The organism is Burkholderia catarinensis (assembly GCF_001883705.2).
Classification (GTDB): domain Bacteria; phylum Pseudomonadota; class Gammaproteobacteria; order Burkholderiales; family Burkholderiaceae; genus Burkholderia; species Burkholderia catarinensis.
The window spans coordinates 13,214-31,107 of sequence record NZ_MDEQ02000034.1 but is presented as its reverse complement, the minus strand read 5'-3'; the positions used below and the strand labels follow the sequence as shown (position 1 = coordinate 31,107).

Sequence of the window (17,894 nt, the reverse complement as noted above, 5' to 3'; positions counted from 1 at the left end):
CTCCTTGGGCTTAGGCTTCGCCGCGTGCGCGCAGGTCAGCGAGCACGGAATCGATGCCGTTCTTGTCGATCAGGCGCAGGCCGGCGTTCGAGACGCGCAGGCGCACCCAGCGGTTTTCGCTCTCTACCCAGAACCGGCGGTTTTGCAGGTTCGGCAGGAAGCGGCGCTTCGTCTTGTTGTTGGCGTGGGAAACGTTGTTGCCGCTCATCGGCGCTTTCCCAGTTACTTGGCATACGCGTGCCATGAGAGCACTCCTAATACGCTAAATTCGGGGTTCGATCGCCGGTGAAGGTTCCATCGCACTGCCACGTGATCCATGGCTGCACTCAGAACGCCGTAGCCCTTACAGACAAGGCCCTTCGATGGCTAGAACTGGTGGTTGGAAAAAATACAGACGACGATTCTAGCAGAAAAAGTTCAGGAAAATCAAACCTAATTTCGCTTCGTCGTTACGGCGCCCTGGGGCGGGCCGCCGGGGCACAGTCTATAGCCAACCGGCACGCGCGAACGAAAAAGTGTCGCTGGTGCCGACGACGATGTGATCGAGCAGCTGCACATCGACGAGCAGCAGGGCGTCGCGCAGCGCGCGGGTCAGGCGGCGGTCTTCCGCGCTCGGCTGCACCGCGCCCGACGGATGGTTGTGCGCGACGATCAGCGCCGCGGCGTTCTGCGCCATCGCACGGCGCACGATCTCGCGCGGATAGACGGCCATGCGTGTCAGCGAGCCGCGCGTGATTTCCTCCGTGTCGATCAGGCAGTGGCGCGCGTCGAGGTAGACTGCGGCGAACACTTCTTGCTGGCGCGCGCCGATCTTCAGCCGCAGATAATCCTCGACCGCGCCGGGCGAATCGATCTGCTTGCGCTCGCGCGCTTTCTCCTTCAGCACGCGCCGCGCGATCTCGGTGACCGCGATCAGCCGCGCGGAGCGCGCAGGGCCGATGCCGGGGTGCGCCTCGAAATCGTCGGTGGTCGCCTCGAGCAGCCCGCGCAACGTGTCGAACTGCTTGACCAAGGCGCGCGCGGTGACGAAGACGTCGTGCCCGGGTTGGCCGGTGCCGAGCAGCAGCGCGATCAGTTCGTCGTCGGTCAGCGCGGCCGGTCCGCGCTCCAGCAACCGCTCTCGCGGCCGCTCGGGCCGCCAGTTGCCCGGACGGCGTTTGCGCCGCCCGGACGGGCGCGCGCGGCCCGCCGGATCGGCCGGCGCATCGGCGGTGTCGCGGCATTCGGCCGGCGGCGGGGTGAGGCAGGGTGACAGCATGGTCGAAACTCCATTGGCGGCGGGCAGTGTGCGCGACGTCGTCGCACTTTCCGCCTTGCGCGCTCAGGTGACTTACAATATTGGCTTTGCGCCGGGCCTTTCGGCCGTTTCGGGCGCCGACTGAACGAGTAATTCATGAGCCTCATCGATCTATCCGAAGTGAAGCCCGGTTCCCACGTCACGTTGCATTACCGGTTGGCGCTGGCCGACGGCGCCGACATCGTCAACACCTTCTCCGACAAGCCGGCCACGCTGCTGCTTGGCGCGGGGCAACTGGCGCCCTCGCTGGAACAGATTCTGATCGGGCTCAGGGTCGGTGACCACTCGACTTTTCAGCTAGCGCCCGAACAGGGGTTCGGCCCCCGTAATCCCGACATGCTCCAGCGCGTGACGCTGTCGACGCTGCGCGAGAACGGGATGGTCGGCGACGATTTCACGCCGGGCGAACTGATCGAGTTCAACGCGCCGGACGGCGGCCGTTACGCGGGGGTGCTGAAGGAGGTCGGCGAGACCTCGGCGCTGTTCGACTTCAATCATCCGCTCGCGGGCCAGGCGCTCACGTTCGAAGTGAAAATCATCGGAATCCTGTAATCATGAGTACCACCGATACGCTGTCCGGGCAGACCGTCGCCGCCGATGCCGAAATCCTGCTGGCCCAGCCGCGCGGTTTCTGCGCGGGCGTCGACCGCGCGATCGAGATCGTCGAGCGTGCAATCGCGATGCACGGTGCGCCGATCTACGTCCGTCACGAGATCGTCCACAACAAGTACGTGGTCGAGGATCTGAAGAAGAAAGGCGCGATCTTCGTCGAGGAACTCGAGGAAGTACCGGCCGGCAACACCGTGATCTTCAGCGCGCATGGGGTATCGAAGGCCGTGCGCGACGAGGCCGACGTGCGCGGGCTGCGCATTTACGACGCAACCTGCCCGCTCGTCACGAAGGTGCACGTCGAGGTGGCGAAGATGCGCCAGGACGGCGTCGACATCGTCATGATTGGGCACAAGGGCCATCCCGAAGTCGAAGGCACGATGGGGCAGGTCGAGCGCGGCATGCATCTCGTCGAGAGCGTCGAAGACGTGCAGAAGCTCGTGCTCGCCGATCCCGAGCGCATCGCGCTCGTCACGCAGACGACGCTGTCCGTCGATGACGCGGCCGAGATCATCGCGGCGCTGAAGGCGAAGTATCCGAAGATCCGCGAGCCGAAGAAGCAGGACATCTGCTACGCGACGCAGAACCGCCAGGACGCGGTGAAGTTCATGGCGCCGCAGTGCGACGTCGTGATCGTCGTCGGCAGCCCGAACAGCTCGAATTCGAGCCGCCTGCGCGAAGTGGCCGAGAAGCGCGGCGTGGCCGCGTACATGGTCGATGCGCCCGACCAGATCGATCCGGCATGGGTCGCAGGCAAGCGCCGCATCGGCGTGACGGCCGGCGCGTCGGCGCCCGAAGTGCTCGCCCAGGCCGTGATCGCGCGGCTGCGCGAGCTCGGCGTGCGCAACGTTCGCGCGCTCGACGGCATCGAGGAAAACGTGTCGTTTCCGCTGCCGCGCGGGTTGAACCTGCCGCCTGCTGCCTGATTGACGCATCGCACCTGCGGAACACCGAAGCGCGCCTCCCGGCGCGCTTTTTTTTGTCCGTCGAAATCGCGATCGCAACCATTATGCGGATTCGCGGTGCAACCAGGTTGCCCCGCGTGTTCCTAACTGTCTCTCAAAATTGGTTGCAATGCAGGAAAACCCCATCGAATCAGGATTATTGGCGTCCTATAAATGGAGTTACAATGCGCCCGTTTTCAAGCCGGAATGGCTTTGAAATCGGATTTTGGCAAGGCGCGGGAGACCATTCAATGCATGTGAAGTTGGCTTACGCCGTGTCCGTCGCCGCACCGGTTGCAATGCTTGCCGGTTGCAGCAAAAAGAGCGACGGCGGGGCGGGCTGGGAGGCTGCGGTGTTCGCGGCACCGCCGGCCAGCGGCGTGCGCGCCGCCGGAACCGGTGAGGCGGCGTCATCGGTATGCCGTATCGCGCAATTGGGCAAGGACAAGGAAAACGGGGCACGTTTGACGATCGAGGAAATCAACGCGCTTGGCCTGACGAACGGTCAGGTAGCGGGTACGCAGGTTGCCATGCAACAAGCCGCCGATCGTGGCGCGACAGCGACCGCGCGCGCCGCTCGACGGATGCCGGTCACGGCGCCGCGTGTGTGCGGCGATGCGGGCAGCGTGCCGATGTCACCGGCCCCCTTTCATTTCGATTCGACGAAACAGCGTGTTGCCGCGAGCGGTGGAGTCGCGGCGCGCGGGCTGGTTCGTACGATGGATTCCGATGCAGTCCTGACGAATGTCGGGCAACGCTTTCGCGGTGTCTTGCGAGGCGACGCGGCACGGAATCCGATCTGCCCGGGTGCGGGGCTTGCCTCGCACCGGACGGAAAAAGGCACGGATGCCGGGCAACCGGACGATGGCCGTCTCGGCATGCTGCCCCACGACTTCAAGGAGGCCACGAACACCGTCCTCGATGTCGTGACGATTTAGCGACGGGACTCATGACGGCACCGGAACAGTGCGGTGCCGTTTTTGTATCCGCTCCGGCGGCAGGTTCGGCCGTACAGGCCGGGCGGCGCGCGCCGGGACGATCCACCCTTACCGGTATCGACTAGTACCCGCAGTGTCGCCGAGAAGGCGCGATTCCTCGCTTACCCGCGGGGCGCAACGTCCTCCGGCAGCACGGGCCAAGGAGCTTCAAATGGATATTTTCGTCCAGCAGGTTCTCAACGGGCTGGTGCTCGGCAGTGTCTACGCCATCATCGCGTTGGGCTACACGATGGTGTACGGCATTCTCGGCATCATCAACTTCGCGCACGGCGACGTGCTGATGATCGGCGCGATGGTCGCCTTGTCGGCCATCACCGTGCTGCAGAACCATTTTCCCGGACTCGGCAACGTGGCGACGCTGACGATCGGCCTTGGCATCGCCGCGGTCGTCTGTGCGTTCGTCGGCTTCACGATCGAGCGGGTCGCGTACCGGCCGCTGCGCCGCGCGCCGCGCCTCGCGCCGCTGATCACCGCGATCGGCGTGTCGATCCTGCTGCAGACGGCCGCGATGATGATCTGGTCGCGCAACCCGCTGCCGTTCCCGCAATTGCTGCCGACCGACCCGATCAACGTGATCAAGGCAACCGACACGACGCCCGGCGCCGTGATCTCGGTGACTGAAATCGTGATCATCGCGGTGGCGTTCATCGTGATGGCAGGCCTGCTGCTGCTCGTGCACAAGACCAAGCTCGGCCGCGCGATGCGTGCGATCGCCGAAAGCCCGAATACGGCAAGCCTGATGGGCGTGAACCCGAACTTCGTGATTTCCGCGACGTTCATGATCGGCTCCGCGCTTGCCGCGCTGGCCGGCGTGATGATCGCGTCCGAATACGGCAACGTGCACTTCTACATGGGCTTCATCCCCGGCATGAAGGCGTTCACCGCCGCGGTGCTCGGCGGGATCGGCAACCTCGGCGGCGCGATGGTCGGCGGCGTGCTGCTCGGCCTGATCGAGCAGCTCGGTGCGGGCTACATCGGCAACCTCACGGGCGGCGTATTCGGCAGTAACTACCAGGACGTGTTCGCCTTCATCGTGCTGATCATCGTGCTGGTGTTCCGACCGTCGGGCCTGCTGGGCGAACGTGTCGCGGATCGCGCGTAACGGAAGGGGAGCAAACAACATGACATCCATTCAACCGATCGAATCCTCGACGTCGCTCGTCGAAGAGCGCAACACCGCGAAGACCGTCATCATCGGCATCCTGACCGCGGCCTTCGTGATCGCGGCGCCGATCATCATCGGCTCGGCCGGCGGCAACTACTGGGTCCGCGTGCTCGACTTCGCGATGCTGTACGTGATGCTCGCGCTGGGCCTTAACGTGGTGGTCGGCTTCGCCGGCCTGCTGGACCTGGGCTATATCGCGTTCTACGCGGTGGGCGCGTACACGGCGGCGCTCCTGAGCTCGCCGCACCTGAGCTCGCAGTTCGAGTGGATCGCGGCGCTGGCGCCGAACGGATTGCACATCCCGTTCTTCATCATCGTGCCGGTCGCCATGGCGCTGGCGGCCACCTTCGGGATCCTGCTCGGCGCGCCGACGCTGCGCCTGCGCGGCGACTACCTGGCGATCGTCACGCTCGGCTTCGGTGAAATCGTGCGGATCTTCATGAACAACCTCGACCGTCCGGTGAACATCACCAACGGCCCGAAGGGGATCACGGGCATCGATCCGGTGCACGTCGGGGATTTCAGCCTCGCGCAGACGCACTCGCTGTTCGGGATCCAGCTGCCGTCGGTCTACCTGTACTACTACCTGTTCGTGCTGTGCTCGCTGCTGGTGATCTGGGTGTGTACGCGCCTGCAGCACTCGCGTATCGGCCGCGCGTGGGCGGCGATCCGCGAGGACGAGATCGCGGCGAAGGCGATGGGCATCAATACCCGCAACGTGAAGCTGCTCGCGTTCGCGATGGGCGCGTCGTTCGGTGGCCTGTCGGGTGCGATGTTCGGTTCGTTCCAGGGCTTCGTGTCGCCGGAATCGTTCACGTTCTGGGAATCGATCGTGGTGCTGGCATGCGTGGTGCTCGGCGGCATGGGCCATATCCCGGGCGTGATCCTGGGCGCGGTGCTGCTCGCGATCTTCCCGGAATTCCTGCGCTCGACGATGAGCCCGCTGCAGCACGCGCTGTTTGGTCACGACATCGTCGATACGGAAGTGATCCGTCAGGCGCTGTACGGCCTCGCGATGGTGATCATCATGCTGTACCGCTCGGAAGGCCTGTGGCCCGCGCCGAAGCATGAGGACAAGATCGCGAAACTGGCGAAGCGTGCCAAGAAGCCGGTGCGCGCCTAACCAACGGACAAGGGGATAACCACATGAGCGACAAGCAAATCCGACTGTCCGTGCAGGGCGTGAACAAACGCTTTGGCGGGCTGCAGGCACTGTCCGACGTCGGCCTGCAGATCCGCGAAGGCGAGATCTACGGCCTGATCGGCCCGAACGGCGCCGGCAAGACGACGTTCTTCAACGTGATCACGGGCCTCTACACGCCGGACTCCGGCGAGTTCAAGCTGGATGGCACGGAATACAAGCCGACCGCGGTGCACCAGGTCGCGAAGACGGGTATCGCGCGCACGTTCCAGAACATCCGCCTGTTCGGCGGGATGACCGCACTCGAGAACGTGATGGTGGGCCGCCACGTGCGCACCAAGCACGGGCTGCTGGGCGCGGTGTTCCAGACGCCGGCCGAGCGCAAGGAAGAGCGCGAGATCAAGGAGCGCGCGATCGAGCTGCTCGAATACGTCGGCGTGCTGCAGTATGCCGACTACACGTCGCGCAACCTGTCGTACGGCCACCAGCGCCGGCTGGAAATCGCCCGCGCGCTCGCTACCGACCCGAAGCTGCTCGCGCTCGACGAGCCGGCGGCCGGGATGAACGCGACCGAGAAGGTCGAACTCACGCGCCTGCTCGACAAGATCCGCTCGGACGGCCGCACGATCCTGCTGATCGAGCACGACGTGAAGCTCGTGATGGGGCTGTGCAACCGGATGACGGTGCTCGATTACGGCAAGGTGATCGCCGAGGGTCTGCCGCAGGACGTGCAGAAGAATCCGAAGGTGATTGAGGCATATCTCGGCGCAGGGGTGCACTGATGGCAGCGGCAATGTTGAAAATCAAGGGCTTGCAGGTCAACTACGGCGGCATCCAGGCCGTCAAGGGCGTTGACATGGAAGTCAGCCAGGGCGAGCTCGTGACGCTGATCGGCGCGAACGGTGCCGGCAAGACCACGACGATGAAGGCGATCACGGGCCTGAAGGCGTATTCGGCGGGTGACATCGAATACGACGGCAAGTCGATCAAGGGCGTGCCGTCGCACGAACTGCTCAAGCGCGGCCTCGCGATGGTGCCGGAAGGCCGCGGGATCTTCGCGCGGATGTCGATCATCGAGAACATGCAGATGGGCGCGTACCTGCGCAACGACAACGAGCAGATCAAGAAGGACGTCGACCGGATGTTCGGCTTCTTCCCGCGCCTGAAGGAGCGTGCGACGCAGCTGGCCGGCACGCTGTCGGGCGGCGAGCAGCAGATGCTGGCGATGTCGCGCGCGATTCTCTCCAAGCCGAAGCTGCTGCTGCTCGACGAGCCGTCGATGGGCCTGTCGCCGATCATGGTCGAGAAGATCTTCGAAGTGGTGCGCGAGATCTCGAAGGAGGGCATCACGGTGCTGCTGGTCGAGCAGAACGCACGCCTCGCGCTGCAGGCGGCCGATCGCGGCTACGTGATGGACTCGGGCACGGTCACGATGGAAGGCGATGCGAAGAAGATGCTCGACGATCCGAAGGTGCGGGCTGCGTATCTGGGCGAATGAGCGAGTGAACGAGCAGGCCCGGTGACGCGCGACGGCACAGGCCGCGCGCGCCGCACCAGGGCTTTCGAAAGGCTGTCACGGGATGCCGTGACAGCCTTTTTTTTCGTGTTGTGCGATTCGAGTCGAACTGTGCGCGCGAAGTCGACTCCATTCGACAGTTGCGCCGCGCATGCGGCGCGGGATCGGCAGGGTCGGCCGCCCGATGCCGGTCGCCGGCAAACCGACACACGGGCCGCGTAGCATCGACGGCCCATCGGGACACGGAGAACACGCATGAGTCTGGATTACGGTTTCGTGAAGGCGAAGGTGACATCGGTGGCGAAGCTGAAGGGCTCGCCGCACGGCAGCGAGATCCAGTATCACATCCACCTGACGCTGGCGCTGCCGGCGGGCGACTGGGATGTCGCGATCAATGTCGGCACCAGCGATGCGGACGACCTGTTGAACTACAAGCTCGTCTACGATTTCCACCATCCCGTCACGCAGACGCTTGCGGCCGCGGCCGAAGGCTACACCGACCTCACGGGACAGGCCGCGCTGCCCGCGCTCGACTACCTGCGCAGCGATATCCTGAACGAGACGGGCGCATGGCGCGCGAGTGCGGTCATGGACGGCACCGAGAACCCGGAGCCGATTCCGTCGTTGCTGCGGCTCGTCAGCGCCGCGCAGTCGCAGGGCCTCGACGTCGTCGTGTTCGGCCGCACCTATACGGAAGGCAACGGGATCCACGACACGCACATGAACCAGGGCTCGACGGGCCCGAACTACCTGCATCGCGCGGGCGACGATCATAACGACCACAACGACGTATGGCAGGACGGCGCGCTGATCGTCCGCGTGAGCGATACGCAGTGGGCCGCGTATTTCGCGGCGTTCGAGCAGCAGGCCGTGCCGACCGACGCGCTCGGCAATCCGCTGCCGGGCGCGGGGCCGATCACGCGCTGATAGGGGGCGCCGGCGGCGTCACGCGGCCGGCAGCGTCTTGCCGAACGAGATGCGCTCCTCGACGCGATAGCCGAGTGCCGCATAGAAGCGGCACGCGTCGTCGTTGCCGGGCAGCACCTGCAGGTTGATCTTCAGGCAGCCGCGCGCGGCGAGCACGCTTTCCGCGTGCGCGATCAGCGCGCGGCCGACGCCGAGCCGCCGCGCGTCGTTCGCGACGCCGAACGAATAGAGCCAGCCGCGATGTCCGTCGAAACCCGCCATCAGCGTGCCGACGACGCGCGCGCCGCTGGTCGCGACGAAGAACAGTTCCGGCTGCGTTGCGAGCTTCAGCCCGATCGATCGCAGCGGATCACGGTGCGGCGGCGCACCGGCTTCGTCGTACTGCGGGAACGCGTCGCGCCATACCGCGAGCACGGCATCGGTGTCGGTGCGTTCGAACGGGCGGATAGCGACAGCATCGGCGGCGGCATCCATCGCGGCGGTTTCCTTACAGCGTGTCGAGGATCGACCGCAGCATCGCCATCATCTGGTCGATCTCTTCGGTCGTCACGTTCAGCGCGGGCATGAAGCGCAGCAGGTTCGGCCGCGCGGCGTTGAGCAGCAGGCCGTCGGGCTGCATGTCGCGCGCCTTCTCGACGATCTGCGGGCCGATGTCCTTGCCGAGCAGCAGCGCGCGCAGCAGGCCTTCGCCGCGTTCGCCCTCGAAGCCGCGCTCCTCCGACAGTTCGAGCAGCTTGCGCTTCAGGTATTCGCCGCGCGCGCGCACGCCTTCGAGGAAGCCCGGCGCGACGAGTTGCGAGATCACCGAATAGCCGACCGCCGTCATCAGCGGGTTGCCGTTGTACGTGCCGCCCTGGTCGCCGGCCTCGAACACCGCGACATCGGCCTTCGACAGCAGCGCGCCGAGCGGCGCGCCGCCCCCGATGCCCTTCGCGAGCGTCATCACGTCCGGCTCGATGCCGGCGAGTTCGTACGCGAACAGCGTGCCCGCGCGACCGCAGCCGCTTTGCACCTCGTCGACGATCAGCAACAGGTTGTGCTGCTTCGTCAGTGCACGCAGCGCCTGCATGAATTCACGCGTCGCCGGAATGACACCGCCTTCGCCCTGGATCGGCTCGAGCATCACCGCGACGGTCTTGTCGGTGATCAGCTTCTCGACCGAGTTGATGTCGTTCAGCTCGGCTTTCGGGAAGCCCGGCACCTGCGGTGCGTAGATCGTGTCCCAGCCAGGCTTGCCGCTTGCCGACATCGTCGCGAGCGTGCGGCCGTGGAAGCTGTGGTCGAAGGTGATGATCTCGTACGCGCCGTTGCGGAACTTGCGGCCCCACTTGCGCGCGAGCTTGATCGCGCCTTCGTTCGCTTCCGCGCCGCTGTTCGTGAAGAAGACCTTGTCGAACACACTGTGCTGCGTGAGCAGGCCCGCGAGCTTCGCCATCGGTTCGTTGTAGAACGCGGGCGACGGGTTCAGGAGCTTTTCGGCCTGCGTCTTCAGTGCTTCGACGATGCCGTCGTTGCAGTGGCCGAGGCTGTTGACGGCCCAGCCCTGGATGAAGTCGAGATAGCGCTTGCCCGTGTGATCGTAGAGCCACGAACCCTTGCCGTGCGTAAACACGATGTCGGGGCGGTTCGTGATGTACATCAGCGAGTCGATCGGATAATCGTTCAGGGGCATGGCAGCAGACTCCAGCGGGCGTTGAAAGGGAAGCGGGCAATAAAAAAGCCACGGAAGGCCGTGGCTGGTGAGTTCGAACAGCTTGTGCGTAACCGGTGAAGCGAGGTGCGGGTTACGCGCGAGTCCGTGACGAGCCTGCGGCATCCGGGCGGAGCGGCGAGCGGCGACGTCGGAGAGCGGACAGGAAGCAGTTCATGTGCGCAAGCATAAGGCATCCCGCGCCCCACTGTAAACCGCCGCGATGCCACGGATATGACATCACGGCGTGCAGCGCGGGACGCGGGCGCGCGGGCCTCAGACCGGATGCGCGAGATCGGCGGCGCTCGTGAACGAGTCCGCGTAGAACTCGTCGGCCGGCAGCGCATGGTGCTGAGTGAAGTCGCGCTGCGCGGATTCGACCATCACCGGCGCGCCGCACGCGTACACCTGGTGACCTGACAGATCGGGCAGGTCCTCGATCACCGCGCGATGGACGAAGCCCGTGCGGCCTGCCCACTGGTCGCCGGCGTCCGGCTCGGAGAGCACCGGCACGTACGTGAAGTTCGGGATCTCGCGCGCCCACTGTTCGGCGAGCTCGCCGAGGTAGATGTCCTTCTTGCGGCGGGCGCCCCAGTAGAGCGTCATCGGGCGCGTGATGCCCGTGTGCTTCACGTGCTCGATGATCGCCTTGATCGGCGCGAAGCCCGTGCCCGACGCGAGCAGCACGATCGGCTTGTCGGAATCCTCGCGCAGGAAGAACGTGCCGAGCGGGCCTTCGAAGCGCAGGATGTCGCGCTCCTTCATCGCGCCGAACACGTGATCGGTGAACTTGCCGCCCGGCATGTGGCGGATGTGCAGCTCGACCGGGCCTTCCTCGTGCGGCGCGTTCGCCATCGAGTAGCTGCGGCGCGAGCCGTCCTTCAGGATGAACTCGACGTACTGGCCCGCGAGATACTGCAGGCGTTCGTTGGCCGGCAACTGCAGCTTCACGACCATGACATCGTCGGCCTTGCGTTCGAGCGCGGCGATCCGGCACGGCAGCTTCTTGACCTGCACGCCGTCGACGCCGGCGATCTCGCGCACGTCGATCTCGAGATCGCACTGCGCCTTCGAGCAGCACAGCAGCGCGAGGCCGCGTGTGCGCTCGTCATTGGACAGCGCCGACGCGGCGTGCGGGCCTTGTTCGATCTGGCCCGACACGATCTGGCCCTTGCAGGAGCCGCACGCGCCGTTCTTGCAGCCGTACGGCAGGTGGACGTTCTGGCGCAGCGCGGCCGCCAGCACGGTTTCGTCCGACTCGACCTGGAATTGCCGGCCGCTTTGCTTGAGAGTGACGTTGAATGCCATAGAACCAAACTAGAACAAAATGTGGGGACCGTGCATATCGCGCACGGCAGCTACAATGCAAACCCGTTGCGCGTCGCGCAGCGGTGGCTACTGATTTCGCAACCAACATGATCGCGACACGAATCCTGCGCCGGCCGCGCGCACTGATCGTCGGCTGCGGCGACGTCGGCATGCGCTGCGTCGCGCAATGGCGCGACTCGCGCCGCAACCTGCGGATCTTCGCGCTGACGAGCCACCCGGCCCGCCGCGACGAACTGCGCGCCGCGGGCGCGACGCCGATCGTCGGCGACCTCGATCGCCCGGCGACGCTCGGCCGCCTCGCGGGGCTTGCCCGCACGATCCTGCATCTCGCGCCGCCGCAGTCCGACGGCCGCGACGACCGGCGCACGCGTGCGCTGATCGCCGCAATGTCCGTACCTGCGCGACGGCCGCCGGTGCCGCCGGCATCGGCGGTCGGCCGGCTCCGAACGCTGCGCGCCGCTGCCCGACAAGCCGGCGCGCCCGTCCGGGCAGCGCGTATTGTACCCGACGGCCTTCGCGCGCCGAGGCTCGTCTATGCCAGCACGACGGGCGTATACGGCGACTGCGGCGGCGCGCGCATCGACGAAACGCACCCGCTGCGCCCCGCGAATCCGCGCGCGTTCCGGCGCGTGTCGGCCGAGCGGCAATTGCGCGCGGCGACGGTGCGCGGCGTGCTGTCCGCGCGCATCGTCCGCATTCCCGGCATCTACGCGGCGAATCGTCTGCCGGTCGCGCGGCTCGAGCGCGGCACGCCGGCGCTCGAGCCGGACGACGACGTCTACACGAACCACATCCACGCGGACGATCTCGCGGCGATCCTGCGCCGTGCGGCCGAGCGCGGCAAGCCGGCGCGCGCCGTGCACGCGTCGGACGACAGCGAACTGCGGATGGGGGAGTATTTCGACCGGGTCGCGCAGGTGCTCGGCCTGCCGAGGCCGCCGCGCGTCAGCCGCGCGGACGCCGAACGCCAGCTCGAACCGACGCTGCTGTCATTCATGCGCGAGTCGCGGCGCCTGTCCAATGCACGGCTCAAGGCCGAATTGTGCGTGACGTTGCGATATCCGACGGTAGACGATTTCCTTCAAACGCTCGCGCCGGGCAGCGCATCAGGTCAGCGCCGGTAACGCCTCGATCAGCAGGAAGCACAACAGCGCGCCGATCAGCGCGCCGATCAGGTTCGGATGATATTTGTGCTTCAGGTGCATCGCGGCCAGCAGGCCGCCGATCACGATGACGCCGACGACCGCGAACGCGATCGTCACGGACGACAGTTCGAAAGAATGGTTGATGTTCATGATGTCTCCCCCTGCATCGCTGCTCGTACAGCTTGTGGTTTCAGTATAGCGGGGGATCGTGCGGCCGAGATGCGGCCGGGCACCGAACGATCGTGCGGATTTTCCCTTACAGGGTTTTGACGGGATTGCGCAACGCTGAAAGGTCGGTGGTGTCGAGCCACCGCCACGCGCCCGGTTCGAGGTCGCCGGGCAGCGCGAAGCCGCCGATGCTCTCGCGGTGCAGCAACTCGACGCGATTGCTTGCCGCCGCGACCATGCGCTTGACCTGGTGATATTTGCCTTCGAGGACGGTCAGCGCGAGCACGTGCGTGTCGCGCGCGTCCGCGGCGACCGCCGCGATCGGCTTCGGCTCGCCATGCAGCTGCACGCCGGTGCGCAGCGCGTGCAGCTGCGCGTCGTCGAGCGGGTGGCGCACGGTCGCCACGTAGGTCTTCGGCACCTTGCGCTTCGGCGACGTGTACGTGTGGACGAACTGGCCGTCGTCGGACAGCAGCAGCAGGCCCGTCGTATCCTGGTCGAGACGCCCGACGCACTGCACGCCGCGCGCGACGAGCGGCGCGGGCAGCAGGCTGAACACGCTCGCATGGTGTTGCGGATCGCGCGAACACTCGTAGCCGGCCGGCTTGTTGAGCGCGAGGTACGCATGCGCGTGGAACGGCCATGCCGTATCGTCGACCGAGAACACGAGCCCGTCGGTGTCGAACGCGGCGTCGGGGTCGGTCGCGCCGGTGCCCGCGACGGCGACGCGGCCCGCTTCGATCAGGCCGCGGCACTGGCGGCGCGAGCCGAAGCCCTGGGTGTAGAGAATGCTTTCGAGATCCATAGCGCGCGCATTCTATCAAGCGGCGACGCGCGAGCGGCATGAACGCGCATGCGCTGGTAAGCTGCCGGAACCGCGCCGCGCGCGGCGCCCGTTCATTGTTCACGGAAAGTCCATGCATTTCGCTTCGTTCCCGCTCGGCCGCAGGGCTGCCGCCGTCATCCTTGCCGCGACCGTTTCGTCGGCCGCGTTCGCTCACGCGCATCTCGCCAAGAGCGACCCGGCGGCGGGCGCGGCGGTGGCCGCCGCACCGGCTGCCGTCACGATCGACTTCACCGAGCCGCTGGAGCCGGCGTTCAGCTCGATCGTCGTCGTCGACGGCGACGGCAAGACGGTGTCGGACGGCAACGCGCGCATCGAAGCGTCGAACCGCAAGCGGATGACGGTGCCGCTCACGGCGGTCGGCGCAGGCGCCTATACGGTGAAATGGGTGGCCGTCGCGACCGACGGGCACCGCACGCAGGGGGCGTACGGCTTCAGCGTGAAATGACGCAACGGCGGCGGCAGGCCCGTGCCAGGGCTGCCGCCGCCCTTATCCGACAGGGAGCTTCCCGCATGACTCCGACGACGCTCGACGCACTCGCCGATTTCCCCCGTCTGCTCGAAGCGCATTTCGCTGCCGTGCCCGACGGCTACGCGCGCTGGACGCCCGACGACTGGGCCGGAATCCCGAGCGAGCACTTCTCGCCGCTCGGGCAGCTCTGCCACGTGCGCGACATCGAGATCGACGGCTATCACGTGCGGCTGCGGCGGATGCTCGACGAAGACCGGCCGCTGCTCGTGTCGATCGACGGCGACGCGCTCGCGATCGAGCGCCGCTACAACGACGCGTATGCATCCGACGTGCTCGCGGCGATCCGCGAGGCGCGACGCGAGACGCTGGAACTCGTGTCGCGCCTCACGCCCGACCAGCTCGCGCGCACCGGCGAGTTCGACGGCTACGGTTCGCTGACCGTGCGCGGGCTCGTCCATTACCTGTGCAGCCACGACCAGCAGCATCTGGCCGGCATGCAGTGGCTGCTCGGCAAGATCGACGCGGCGCTGTACGCGCGCTGAGCCGGCGGCGGTTGCGCAATCGAACGCGGATTCCGGCGCCCTTGTCGGTGCGGCAGACCGCACTGCGTCGTTCCGATTGGATCTATTTTCTGGATAATCCATCCAGCCGCGACCGGCTGACCGGCAAGTCGCGCGTGCCTACACTCCTAGCTTCGCTCAACGAAAAAAGGAGTCAACCGTGGCAACTCATACGCTCGCAGACAAGGTCGTCCTGATCGCAGGCGGCGCAAAGAATCTCGGTGGCCTGATCGCGCGGGACCTGGCGAGCCACGGCGCGAAGGCGGTGGCGATTCACTACAACAGCGCGGCATCGCAGGCGCAGGCCGAGGCGACGGCCGCCGCGGTGCGCGCGGCCGGTGCCGACGCCGCGACGTTCCAGGCCGACCTGACGACGGCCGCCGCGGTCGAGAAGCTGTTCGACGACGCGAAGCAGCGCTTCGGCAAGATCGACATCGCGATCAACACGGTCGGCAAGGTGCTGAAGAAGCCGTTCACCGAGATCAGCGAGGCCGAGTACGACGAGATGTTCGCGGTCAACAGCAAGTCGGCGTTCTTCTTCATCAAGGAAGCGGGGCGGCACCTCGAGGATCACGGCAAGCTCGTCACGCTCGTGACGTCGCTGCTCGGCGCGTTCACGCCGTTCTATGCGGCATACGAAGGGTCGAAGGCGCCGGTCGAGCACTTCACGCGCGCGGCGTCGAAGGAGTACGGCGCACGCGGGATTTCGGTGACGGCCGTCGGGCCGGGCCCGATGGACACGCCGTTCTTCTACCCGGCCGAAGGCGCCGATGCGGTTGCGTATCACAAGACGGCGGCCGCGCTGTCGCCGTTCAGCAAGACGGGCCTGACCGATATCGAGGACGTCGTGCCGTTCATCCGCCATCTCGTGACCGACGGCTGGTGGATCACGGGCCAGACGATCCTGATCAACGGCGGCTATACGACCAAGTAACCGGCCGGGATAACGGGCCGCGCCGGCGGCCGTCGCGGGCGCGCGGCGCACCGCAATGGCTCGTTTGCGTGGACAATGGACGGGCGCGCAGCCGCGAGGCCGCGCGCCCGTTTTCTCGGTACCGCCGGGCCCTGCCGCGACGTGCGACGGCTGGCGGCGGCGATCATCCGAACCACGTTTCCCGCCGATGGACAAGCTGGATCAGGTCAGAATCTTCCTGCAGGTTGCCGAGATGGGCAGCTTCATCAAGGCCGCGCATGCGCTCGACGTGCCGCGCGCGACCGTGTCGGCGGCCGTCCAGCAGCTCGAAGCCGGGCTCGGCACGCGCCTCCTGCATCGCACGACGCGCCAGGTGCAACTGACCGCCGACGGCGTGCTGCTGCTCGAACGCGGCCGGCGCCTGCTCGCGGAGGCCGACGAACTCGACCGCCTGTTCCGCCGCCGAGACCACGACGTGATCGGCCGGCTGAACGTCGACGTGCCGAGCCGGATCGCGCGCCGCATGGTGGCGCCCGCGCTGCCGTCGCTGTTTCGCCGCTACCCGAAGCTGCAGCTTTCGCTCGGCTCGACGGACCGCTCGATCGACCTGGTGCAGGAGGGTGTCGACTGCGCGATTCGCGTCGGGCGGCTCGCGGACAGCAGCCTCGTCGTGCGGCCGCTCGGCCAGTTCACGCTGATCAACTGCGCGAGCCCCGACTACCTGCGCGAATGCGGCGTGCCCGAGCATCCGGATGCGCTCGCACACGGGCACTGGGCGATCGGCTATGCGTCGCCGACGACGGGGCGCGAGCTCGGGTGGGAATACTGCGCGGACGGCCAGCAGCACACGCTGACGGTACCGAGCCGCGTGATCGTCAACAACGCCGAAACCTATATCGCCGGCTGTATCGCCGGGATGGGGCTGATCCAGATTCCGCGCTTCGACGTCGAGCATCTGCTCGACAGCGGCCTACTGGTCGACGTGATGCCCGGCCATCGCGCCGCGCCGATGGACGTGTCGGCCGTCTATCCGCATCGGCGGCACCGCTCGCGCCGGCTCAATGCGTTCGTCGAGTGGTTCGGAGAACTGATGGCGGACGCGCTGGCGAGGACCGGGGAAGCGACGGGCATCGAAGGCGACTGACCGGTGCGGCCGGTTTGCGTCCCGTGCCGTCGCGCCTGTTTCAGTCGGGCAGCGCCGCGAACCGCCGGCCGCGCCCGGCCTCCCGCACTGCATCGATCAACGCCGCGGCGGCGCCGTCCGGCTTCGCGATGAACGCATGGAAGCGCGCGGCCGGCAGCGCCGGCAGGCCGTCCTGCGGCCCGCATTCGCGCAGGCCGTCGCGCAGCTGGCTGCGCGCCAGCGCGGTGACCGCGAAGCCCGCGAGCGCGGCCGATACGCAGCCGGCCATGCTGCTGCTCTCGAACAGCACGCGGAACGGCCGCAGCGCGGCGGCGAGCGCCGCGACGGCGGCTTCCCGATAGACGCACGGCTGCGGAAACAGCGCGAGCGGCACTTCGCCGTCGGCGTCGAGCGTACGATCCGACGCGAATGCCCACACGAGCGGCTCCTCCCATAGCAGTTCTCCCGGCGTGTCGACCTGCCGGCACTGCTTGCCGAACACGACATCGAGCCGGCCGAGCGTCTGCTCGCGCAGCAGCGACGCGGTGATGCCGACCTTCAGCTCGATCGCCGTGTGCGGGTGGCGGTCGCGGAACGTGCGCAACACCTGCGGCAGCCACGCGCCCGCGAAATCCTCCGATGCGCCGACACGCAGCCGCCCGTGCGCCGGTGCGCCGCGCAGCCTCGCGCGCACTTCGCGCTCCATGTCGACGATGTTGCGCGCATACGCGTACAGCGTGTCGCCGGCCGGCGTGAGCGCGATACGGCGCGTCGTGCGCGCGAGCAGCACCGTGCCGGCCGCCTGTTCGAGCCGCTTGATGTGACCGCTGACGGCGGACGGCGTCAGTGCGAGGCGTTCCGCGGCCGGCGCGAACCCGTGGCTGTCGACGACTTCGAGGAAGGTGCGCAGCAGCGTGATGTCGAGCGAGGTCGACGCGGGGTCGGTCAGCGATTCCATCGATCAATTCAACGCGATATTCGAATAATGAATCATGATACTCCGTGAATCGTGATGAAAGGCCGGCCTACCATCGTGCGCTCGGGCTGACCCAA

21 protein-coding genes are annotated in these 17,894 nt (G+C 66.8%); 13 read left to right on the top strand and 8 right to left on the bottom strand.

Going from position 1 to position 17,894, the window contains the following annotated elements:
* Window positions 1-10: 10 nt before the first annotated feature.
* Window positions 11-244 carry a 50S ribosomal protein L28 gene (rpmB, locus tag BFF94_RS33405; RefSeq protein ID WP_004186391.1) on the bottom strand — a complete coding sequence of 78 codons (234 nt, stop codon included), beginning with the start codon at window positions 242-244 and terminating at the stop codon, window positions 11-13.
* A gap of 240 nt (window positions 245-484) precedes the next feature.
* Window positions 485-1,258, bottom strand: a complete 774-nt coding sequence (radC, locus tag BFF94_RS33400) for a RadC family protein (protein ID WP_219140307.1) — start codon at window positions 1,256-1,258, stop codon at window positions 485-487.
* A 135-nt stretch (window positions 1,259-1,393) separates the two neighbouring features.
* Here radC and BFF94_RS33395 point away from each other — a divergent pair, with 135 nt between their 5' ends.
* The 8 genes from BFF94_RS33395 (at window position 1,394) to BFF94_RS33360 (ending at window position 8,597) form a co-directional block, all read left to right on the top strand.
* Entirely contained in the window at window positions 1,394-1,849 is a 456-nt protein-coding gene (locus BFF94_RS33395; protein WP_128842030.1) for an FKBP-type peptidyl-prolyl cis-trans isomerase, read from the top strand.
* Between the two features lie 2 nt (window positions 1,850-1,851).
* Window positions 1,852-2,832, top strand: a complete 981-nt coding sequence (gene ispH, locus BFF94_RS33390) for a 4-hydroxy-3-methylbut-2-enyl diphosphate reductase (RefSeq protein ID WP_128842029.1) — start codon at window positions 1,852-1,854, stop codon at window positions 2,830-2,832.
* 269 nt (window positions 2,833-3,101) lie between these two features.
* Window positions 3,102-3,788, top strand: a complete 687-nt coding sequence (locus BFF94_RS33385; protein ID WP_128842031.1) for an amino acid-binding protein — start codon at window positions 3,102-3,104, stop codon at window positions 3,786-3,788.
* A 211-nt stretch (window positions 3,789-3,999) separates the two neighbouring features.
* On the top strand, window positions 4,000-4,950 hold the full coding sequence (locus BFF94_RS33380; RefSeq protein ID WP_128842028.1) for a branched-chain amino acid ABC transporter permease: 951 nt from the start codon (window positions 4,000-4,002) through the stop codon (window positions 4,948-4,950).
* Between the two features lie 19 nt (window positions 4,951-4,969).
* Entirely contained in the window at window positions 4,970-6,136 is a 1,167-nt protein-coding gene (locus BFF94_RS33375) for an ABC transporter permease subunit (protein WP_128842027.1), read from the top strand.
* A 23-nt stretch (window positions 6,137-6,159) separates the two neighbouring features.
* The gene (locus BFF94_RS33370) at window positions 6,160-6,936 is read left to right on the top strand and encodes an ABC transporter ATP-binding protein (RefSeq protein WP_128842026.1); all 777 of its coding nucleotides are present in this window, start codon (window positions 6,160-6,162) and stop codon (window positions 6,934-6,936) included.
* Window positions 6,936-7,652, top strand: coding sequence for an ABC transporter ATP-binding protein (locus BFF94_RS33365; protein WP_128842025.1), 717 nt, complete (start codon window positions 6,936-6,938; stop codon window positions 7,650-7,652). Before BFF94_RS33370 ends, BFF94_RS33365 begins: the two co-directional genes overlap by 1 nt.
* A gap of 273 nt (window positions 7,653-7,925) precedes the next feature.
* Window positions 7,926-8,597 (top strand): DUF2278 family protein, encoded by a 672-nt coding sequence (locus BFF94_RS33360; protein ID WP_128842024.1) that lies wholly within the window; start codon window positions 7,926-7,928, stop codon window positions 8,595-8,597.
* 18 nt (window positions 8,598-8,615) lie between these two features.
* Here BFF94_RS33360 and BFF94_RS33355 read toward each other — a convergent pair whose 3' ends face one another.
* From BFF94_RS33355 to BFF94_RS33345, 3 genes are all read right to left on the bottom strand, one after another.
* On the bottom strand, window positions 8,616-9,071 hold the full coding sequence (locus BFF94_RS33355) for a GNAT family acetyltransferase (protein WP_128842023.1): 456 nt from the start codon (window positions 9,069-9,071) through the stop codon (window positions 8,616-8,618).
* 13 nt (window positions 9,072-9,084) lie between these two features.
* Window positions 9,085-10,269 carry an acetylornithine transaminase gene (locus tag BFF94_RS33350; protein ID WP_128842022.1) on the bottom strand — a complete coding sequence of 395 codons (1,185 nt, stop codon included), beginning with the start codon at window positions 10,267-10,269 and terminating at the stop codon, window positions 9,085-9,087.
* Window positions 10,270-10,563: 294 nt separating this feature from the next.
* Window positions 10,564-11,595, bottom strand: coding sequence for a CDP-6-deoxy-delta-3,4-glucoseen reductase (locus BFF94_RS33345; RefSeq protein ID WP_128842021.1), 1,032 nt, complete (start codon window positions 11,593-11,595; stop codon window positions 10,564-10,566).
* A 107-nt stretch (window positions 11,596-11,702) separates the two neighbouring features.
* Between BFF94_RS33345 and BFF94_RS33340 the strand changes: the two genes are divergently transcribed.
* The gene (locus BFF94_RS33340; RefSeq protein ID WP_219140306.1) at window positions 11,703-12,740 is read left to right on the top strand and encodes an NAD-dependent epimerase/dehydratase family protein; all 1,038 of its coding nucleotides are present in this window, start codon (window positions 11,703-11,705) and stop codon (window positions 12,738-12,740) included.
* Here BFF94_RS33340 and BFF94_RS33335 read toward each other — a convergent pair.
* Entirely contained in the window at window positions 12,723-12,911 is a 189-nt protein-coding gene (locus tag BFF94_RS33335; RefSeq protein ID WP_128842020.1) for a hypothetical protein, read from the bottom strand. The genes BFF94_RS33340 and BFF94_RS33335 overlap by 18 nt on opposite strands.
* 106 nt (window positions 12,912-13,017) lie before the next feature.
* Window positions 13,018-13,734 (bottom strand): pseudouridine synthase, encoded by a 717-nt coding sequence (locus tag BFF94_RS33330; protein ID WP_219140305.1) that lies wholly within the window; start codon window positions 13,732-13,734, stop codon window positions 13,018-13,020.
* A 112-nt stretch (window positions 13,735-13,846) separates the two neighbouring features.
* Here BFF94_RS33330 and copC point away from each other — a divergent pair, with 112 nt between their 5' ends.
* From copC to BFF94_RS33310, 4 genes are all read left to right on the top strand, one after another.
* Window positions 13,847-14,221: a copper homeostasis periplasmic binding protein CopC gene (gene copC, locus BFF94_RS33325; RefSeq protein ID WP_128842018.1), complete on the top strand. Its 375-nt coding sequence runs from the start codon at window positions 13,847-13,849 to the stop codon at window positions 14,219-14,221.
* 65 nt (window positions 14,222-14,286) lie between these two features.
* Window positions 14,287-14,787, top strand: coding sequence for a DinB family protein (locus BFF94_RS33320; protein WP_128842017.1), 501 nt, complete (start codon window positions 14,287-14,289; stop codon window positions 14,785-14,787).
* A 178-nt stretch (window positions 14,788-14,965) separates the two neighbouring features.
* Window positions 14,966-15,739: an SDR family oxidoreductase gene (locus BFF94_RS33315; protein ID WP_128842016.1), complete on the top strand. Its 774-nt coding sequence runs from the start codon at window positions 14,966-14,968 to the stop codon at window positions 15,737-15,739.
* Between the two features lie 187 nt (window positions 15,740-15,926).
* Window positions 15,927-16,862, top strand: a complete 936-nt coding sequence (locus BFF94_RS33310; protein WP_219140304.1) for a LysR family transcriptional regulator — start codon at window positions 15,927-15,929, stop codon at window positions 16,860-16,862.
* Between the two features lie 40 nt (window positions 16,863-16,902).
* Here BFF94_RS33310 and BFF94_RS33305 read toward each other — a convergent pair whose 3' ends face one another.
* Window positions 16,903-17,799, bottom strand: coding sequence for a LysR family transcriptional regulator (locus tag BFF94_RS33305; RefSeq protein WP_219140303.1), 897 nt, complete (start codon window positions 17,797-17,799; stop codon window positions 16,903-16,905).
* Between the last annotated feature and the right edge of the window lie 95 nt (window positions 17,800-17,894).